The sequence below is a fragment of the Streptococcus hyointestinalis genome (assembly GCF_041225505.1).
Lineage (GTDB): Bacteria > Bacillota > Bacilli > Lactobacillales > Streptococcaceae > Streptococcus > Streptococcus hyointestinalis_B.
Window position 1 is genome coordinate 1 of the sequence record NZ_JBCLSK010000061.1, and the last position, 5,844, is coordinate 5,844.

The following is a 5,844-nucleotide window of genomic DNA, read 5'->3' on the forward strand; positions in this document are numbered from 1 at the left end:
ACTGCTTCTCTAGCTTGTCTTGAATACTTGTAGAAGTGGTTTTTGATGGTCGTTTGGCGATTATTCTCCAGCACTGCTACGATTTTCATGGTCTCAAAATCTTGCGCAATGAAAGCCAGTCTTCCCTTGTTTCTTGCGAAATCATCCCAGGATAAAATCTCAGGCAAGACCTCAAAATTCTCTTTCAAAGTGAAAGCATTTAGCTGTCTTTGAACGGTGGAAACAGAGATGTGGAGGCGTTTTTCGCTGAGAAGTTGGGTGATTTTCGCCCAGACAGGCTGTGAGATTTGGCAATTTTTCTTGACTAGACTGTTTTTGGCGATAGAGATCCTGCGACACACTTTACACTGAAAACGCCGCTTTCTGAGCTTTAGGAGGTTGCCATACCTTGGACGTCTAAGATTGGGCTGGTGGAAGGCCTTTGAAAAGTATTTCATCATCTTTCCTTGATAATGAGGACAGGATGGGGCAGGATAATCCAGCTCAGCTCTAAGGTCAATGTGAGTCTGCTGTTTGAGAACAAGTCATATTTTGCTGTTTAAGTCTTTGATTCCAATGAGTTTTGTGGTATTCTTAATATTGGTATTTTTAATATGTTCCATAAGTACCTCCTAATGATGGTTTAGTCGCTTTTCATTATAAGCTTTATGGGATTTTTTCTGTACTCAAAAAGCCCTATAACCTCTGTGGTGGAGTTACCCACTACAGATATTATAGAGCCGAATATAGCCGAACCTTGGTTCGGCTTTTTATAATGATTATAATATTGAATTTTCAGTAAATTGAAGGTTTCTTTGTGATATAATAGTCAAAGTAGTTGATAGTCTATGTTTATGGAGGACAAGAAGTTGATTTTACAAGATGCCAAGCTTGGGATTGATTACGAAGTTCTAGGCATTGACCTTCCAAAAGAGAGTGTCAAGCACCTCTCGCATTTAGGAATGACTGTGGGAAGTCGTCTGCGCCTTGTGGCAAAGACCAAAAGCAGCGCCATTATGATGTTAAAGGGAAGTCGCCTAGCCTTTGATAGCTCGATTACAAGTCATATAGATGTTGCTGTTTGTAAGGACGACAAGCAGCCGTCCATTCCATTGTCGGACTTGAGCGTGGGCTCTTATGCTTATGTCGAAGGGATTTACGCTAACAGCGAAACCAAGCGACGCTTGATGGATATGGGATTGACACGCCACACCAAGATTTATCTAAGAAAGGTGGCACCTCTAGGTGACCCACTGGAACTAACGCTTCGTGGCTATGAGCTGACCCTTAGAAAGTCTGAAGCCCAGCTCATTGCAGTCCTACCAAGTGAAAAAGGAGAAGAACAGTGACAGAAATTGCCTTAATTGGGAATCCAAATAGTGGTAAAACGACCCTTTTCAATCTCCTAACAGGCTCTAATCAGCGTGTGGGAAATTGGCCAGGCGTTACCGTTGAGCGTAAAAGCGGTACGGTTAAAAAACAGGCAGCCGTCCTTGTGCAGGATTTGCCAGGGATTTACTCCATGTCGCCCTATACGCCAGAAGAAAAGGTGGCTAGAGACTATTTGCTTAGCCAGCATGCAGACAGTATCCTAAACGTAGTAGATAGCACAAATCTGGAGCGCAATCTCTATCTGACCACCCAGCTCATCGAAACAGGCATACCTGTGACGCTGGCGCTCAATATGGCAGATGTACTCAAGCATCAAGGCAAGAGCATTTCAGTGGATAAACTGTCCTATCAGCTGGGTGTGCCTGTTGTGCTCACCAGCGCTACGCAAGGAACAGGTGTCACTAAGGCACTTGCTAAAGCTAAGCAAACGACAAAAGCCAGTGTGGATGAAGTGGTAATACCGACCTATGATGATAAGCTTGAGGCAGCACTCTCGCAAATCATCGAGGTGCTGGGTAACAGCGTGCCTGAGCGTTCACAGCGTCTCTATGCTATAAAACTTTTTGAGCGTGACCCGCTTATCCAAGAGGAAGTCAATCTCTCGGCTTTTCAGCGTTCTGATATTGATGAGATTATCGCTATCACAGAGGAGATTTTCACCGAGGACGCTGAGTCTATCGTCATCAATGAGCGCTACGCTTTTATCGAGCGTGTCTGTCAGATGGCAATGAGCCAAAAAGGTGCATTTCAGCTGACCTTATCTGATAAGATTGACAAAGTCGTCACCAATCGAGTGTTGGCGCTTCCGATTTTTGGTCTGGTCATGTTTTTGGTTTATTACCTGTCTATCCAAACTGTCGGGACTATGGGGACAGACTGGGTCAATGATGTCCTCTTTGGCGAGTATATCCCCAATGCCGCTAATCAGTTTTTAGAGGCGCTCAAGGTAGCGCCTTGGTTGCAGTCCTTGATTGTCGATGGGATTATCGCTGGGGTGGGGACTGTTCTTGGTTTCTTGCCACAGATTTTTGTGCTCTTTGTCTGCCTCGGCATTTTGGAGGATATTGGCTACATGAGCCGTATCGCCTTTGTCATGGATAGGATTTTTAGACGCTTTGGTCTTTCTGGAAAATCCTTCATCCCTATGTTGATTTCAACAGGCTGTGGGGTGCCAGGTATCATGTCCAGCCGTACTATTGAAAATGAACGTGACAGAAGAATTACCATCATGACAGCCACCTTCATGCCCTGCTCGGCAAAACTATCCATCATCGCTTTGATTGCGGGTGCCTTTTTCCCGCACAATTCGCTAGTGGCACCAAGTACCTATTTCCTTGGTATGGTAGCCATTGTGCTGTCAGGGATTGCGCTGAAAAAGACCAGTTTCTTAGGTGGCTATGCTAGTCCCTTTGTCATGGAATTGCCAAGTTATCACCTGCCTAAGGCTATGGCAGTTTTGCGCTACGCTTTTAGCAAGGTGGTCAGCTTTACTAAGCGTGCTGGGACGGTCATTTTCAGTCTGACCATTTTGATTTGGTTTACCAGCTCTTATAATTTCAGCTTGCAGACGGTTGAGACGAACCAAAGTATCCTAGCCAGTTTAGGGCGTTCGCTGGCTTGGCTCTTTACCCCACTTGGTTTTGGCAATTGGAAGGCGACCTTGGCAGCTATCACAGGTCTAGCTGCCAAGGAAACGGTGGTTGCGACCTTTGGTATCCTCTACCACAATCCTGACGCTACAGAAACCAGCAAGGCGCTTTGGCACAGCCTGCAGGCGGACTACACAGTGCTTGCTGCATACTCTTTCATGACCTTTAACCTGCTTTGTGCGCCATGTTTTGCGGCTATGGGAGCTATCAAGCGTGAGATGAACGATCTGCGCTGGACGCTAGCTGCGATTGGTTTTCAGACAGGGCTTGCCTATGTGGTAAGTCTAGTCATCTATCAGTTTGGCTTGGTGCTCTTTTATGGCAAGCCAGTGACGGCTTGGACAGTGGTTGCGCTAGTCTTAGTTCTTGTCATGACTTACTTTGTCGTAAGAAAAACAAAACAAAAAGAAACCGTGATTAGCCTTGATACTCTGGGCTTGGTCAATGAATAGGAGGTCTTATGTCAACGATTATCATTGCGCTCTTGATTGCAGCGACAGCTGTTTTAGGCGTTCGCCAATACATCAAGCAAAAAGGGTCTTGCGGAGATTGTAATTGCGCCTGCCCTGTCAAAGAAGAAATGAAACACGCTAAAAAATAAAAGAGAACTCCCTCAAAGGCTGGTGACATCCAGCTTTTGAGGGAGTTTTGTTATATAATAAAATTGAAGGGGCGTCTGTTAGAAAGGAAAAAAGACGGAAACGATAGGATAGACAGCCTTTGGTTTAATAGTGGTGTAGTTGTTATAGTACAAAAGTAATGAGTTTCTGAAATCACAGGAGGAAAGGATGAAGAAAAAGGTTATCTTAGGTATATCGGCTTTAGCTACTGTGTCTGTTGTCTTTGCCAGCTCGTCTTTTGCGGTTAAGGCGGCTGCGCTGACCTGAACCAAGCCACGCCGCAAAGAAAACTACACTATTAGTGTTTACAAGAAAGTCATGGCACCCTATAGCAAAGCCGAGATTAGAGAGTATTTTGCTATACGGCAGGTCAATGACAACACCATCATTATTGCTTATAAGGGTGGTGGATTTTTAACCACAGAAGAAGGCTATTTTATGAGTTCTGTCACTGTTCATGTCCCGGGTGGAGGGACCAAGGTCATACACTTTGACAATCCAAACGAAGCCGCAACTGTCGGTGAGGTTAAAAAAGCCCTCGGGGTTAAGGATTAGCCTTATTTCAAAAAAACATCAAAAAGGGCGGAGTTTTCTCCGCCTTTCTAGCTTGTTAGATGACGTTTTATGGAGTAGATGATGGGGATAGTAAGCCACAGACTGTAGCTTAGGGCAATTAGACTGTTGGTGGGCATGATGTATGATAGGGGAATGATGAGACAGCTCACAGGAAGGCTGAGAAAGGCAAAGAAGACATGGGTTGCTCGCCAATTTTCCTCGCTGTAGCGTGTCGAAAAGATACGAATGCCGATAAAGGGATTGTAAGGCAAGACAGAAGGAAGATAGCCTATAGAGAGCGTCAAACTGCATAAAAGGAGGAGCGAGAGGTCACTAGAAGTAAGAATGTAGCCAATCATTTCTAGAAAAAACACTGCGGATAGGACAAACGACCAGCGGTTTTTAGCTCTGCTGTTGAGATAAACCAATACTTGCAGGCTCACAAGTAGCAGATAGATAAGCCCGACAAGGAGGGAATGTCGGTTACTGGTGAAGCCAAAGAGAGCGAGACAGCCAGCTGAGCTAAGCTCCATGATAAGTAGGATGGCTGTTTTTCTCATGAGAAACCTCCTTATCTTGAATGCGTTTTCCTCATCTTCATTATACATCTTAGCACCACGGGTAAAGAATATAAGTTTATTTATACTTGGTTTAACAATGATAAAAACAAATGTAAATATAATTACTCTAAATTGTGTTTATGTATAGACCGTCATATATCAGACTTATAAAAAATTGTTAAATTATGATTTTAATAATGATATTTATTGGTATTTAATTAGTTTTTTAATTAATATTGAAAAATATTTTTATTATTGAATTTTTGATTGCTAAAAAGCTAGAACTGTGTAAATTGTTGTTCAATCTGGATAGAAAAATTGCTATAATAATTGACAGATATAGGAAGGGATACCATAATGACAGAGCAATCACAAAGACAAGAGCTACATAGAAAAATTTGGTCTATTGCAGATGATGTAAGAGGTGCAGTAGATGGATGGGATTTTAAACAATATATTTTAGGAGTTTTATTTTATCGTTTTATTAGTGAGAATTTCACAAAGTATATTGAAAATGGTGATCCGGACGTTAACTATTCAGAGACACCTAAGGAGTATTTAACAGAAGAAGTGATAGATGATGCCGTTAAAACAAAGGGATATTTTATTTATCCTGATCAATTGTTTGCGACTGTGGTAGCATCAGCAAGAACGAATGAGTCTCTCAATACAGATTTAAGAGATATATTTGATTCAGTTGAGTCTAGTGCTGTTGGTTATGATAGTGAGTATGATATAAAAGGTTTATTTGATGACCTAGACACGACGAGTAATCGTTTGGGTAATACTGTTATCGAGCGTAATAAGCGTTTAGCTGATATTTTAGAAGGTATTGCTAGTCTTGATTTTGGTGATTTTGAAGATAATCACATTGATCTTTTTGGGGATGCGTATGAGTATTTGATTTCTAAATATGCTTCTAACGCTGGTAAATCTGGAGGTGAATTCTTTACACCACAAAGTGTTTCTAAGTTACTTGCTAAAATAGTTATGCTAGGAAAAGATGAAGATAACCCGTGGTGCTAGTTGATTTCAAAATATCTCAAATTATAGGCTAGTACGATTTGCTCTATTCTCAATTGTAAGCCT

5 protein-coding genes and 2 pseudogenes are annotated in these 5,844 nt (G+C 42.3%); 5 read left to right on the plus strand and 2 right to left on the minus strand.

The annotated features are described in order from the left end of the window. Positions 1 to 602, minus strand: a pseudogene (locus tag AALA56_RS09585) (transposase family protein); the annotation flags it as partial. 246 nt (positions 603 to 848) lie between these two features. Here AALA56_RS09585 and AALA56_RS09590 point away from each other — a divergent pair. From AALA56_RS09590 to AALA56_RS09605, 4 genes are all read left to right on the plus strand, one after another. Next, a complete protein-coding gene (locus AALA56_RS09590) occupies positions 849 to 1,328 on the plus strand; it encodes a FeoA domain-containing protein (protein ID WP_369909826.1) in 480 nt (159 codons plus the stop codon). Continuing rightward, positions 1,325 to 3,472, plus strand: a complete 2,148-nt coding sequence (gene feoB / locus AALA56_RS09595) for a ferrous iron transport protein B (RefSeq protein ID WP_369909827.1) — start codon at positions 1,325 to 1,327, stop codon at positions 3,470 to 3,472. The genes AALA56_RS09590 and feoB overlap by 4 nt, the downstream gene beginning before the upstream one ends. Positions 3,473 to 3,480: 8 nt before the next feature. Next, on the plus strand, positions 3,481 to 3,621 hold the full coding sequence (locus tag AALA56_RS09600; protein WP_369909829.1) for a FeoB-associated Cys-rich membrane protein: 141 nt from the start codon (positions 3,481 to 3,483) through the stop codon (positions 3,619 to 3,621). 337 nt (positions 3,622 to 3,958) lie between these two features. After that, the gene (locus AALA56_RS09605; RefSeq protein WP_369909830.1) at positions 3,959 to 4,195 is read left to right on the plus strand and encodes a hypothetical protein; all 237 of its coding nucleotides are present in this window, start codon (positions 3,959 to 3,961) and stop codon (positions 4,193 to 4,195) included. A 47-nt stretch (positions 4,196 to 4,242) separates the two neighbouring features. Here AALA56_RS09605 and AALA56_RS09610 read toward each other — a convergent pair whose 3' ends face one another. After that, positions 4,243 to 4,755, minus strand: coding sequence for an SdpI family protein (locus tag AALA56_RS09610; protein WP_369909831.1), 513 nt, complete (start codon positions 4,753 to 4,755; stop codon positions 4,243 to 4,245). Between the two features lie 357 nt (positions 4,756 to 5,112). Here AALA56_RS09610 and AALA56_RS09615 point away from each other — a divergent pair. Beyond that, positions 5,113 to 5,769: pseudogene (locus tag AALA56_RS09615) on the plus strand (type I restriction-modification system subunit M); the annotation flags it as partial. Between the last annotated feature and the right edge of the window lie 75 nt (positions 5,770 to 5,844).

Coding starts and splice junctions, on each gene's coding strand:
- AALA56_RS09605 (WP_369909830.1), top strand. CDS start 3,959: ATGGCACCCTATAGCAAAGCCGAGATTAGAGAGTATTTTGCTATACGG.
- AALA56_RS09600 (WP_369909829.1), top strand. CDS start 3,481: ATGTCAACGATTATCATTGCGCTCTTGATTGCAGCGACAGCTGTTTTA.
- AALA56_RS09610 (WP_369909831.1), bottom strand. CDS start 4,755: ATGAGAAAAACAGCCATCCTACTTATCATGGAGCTTAGCTCAGCTGGC.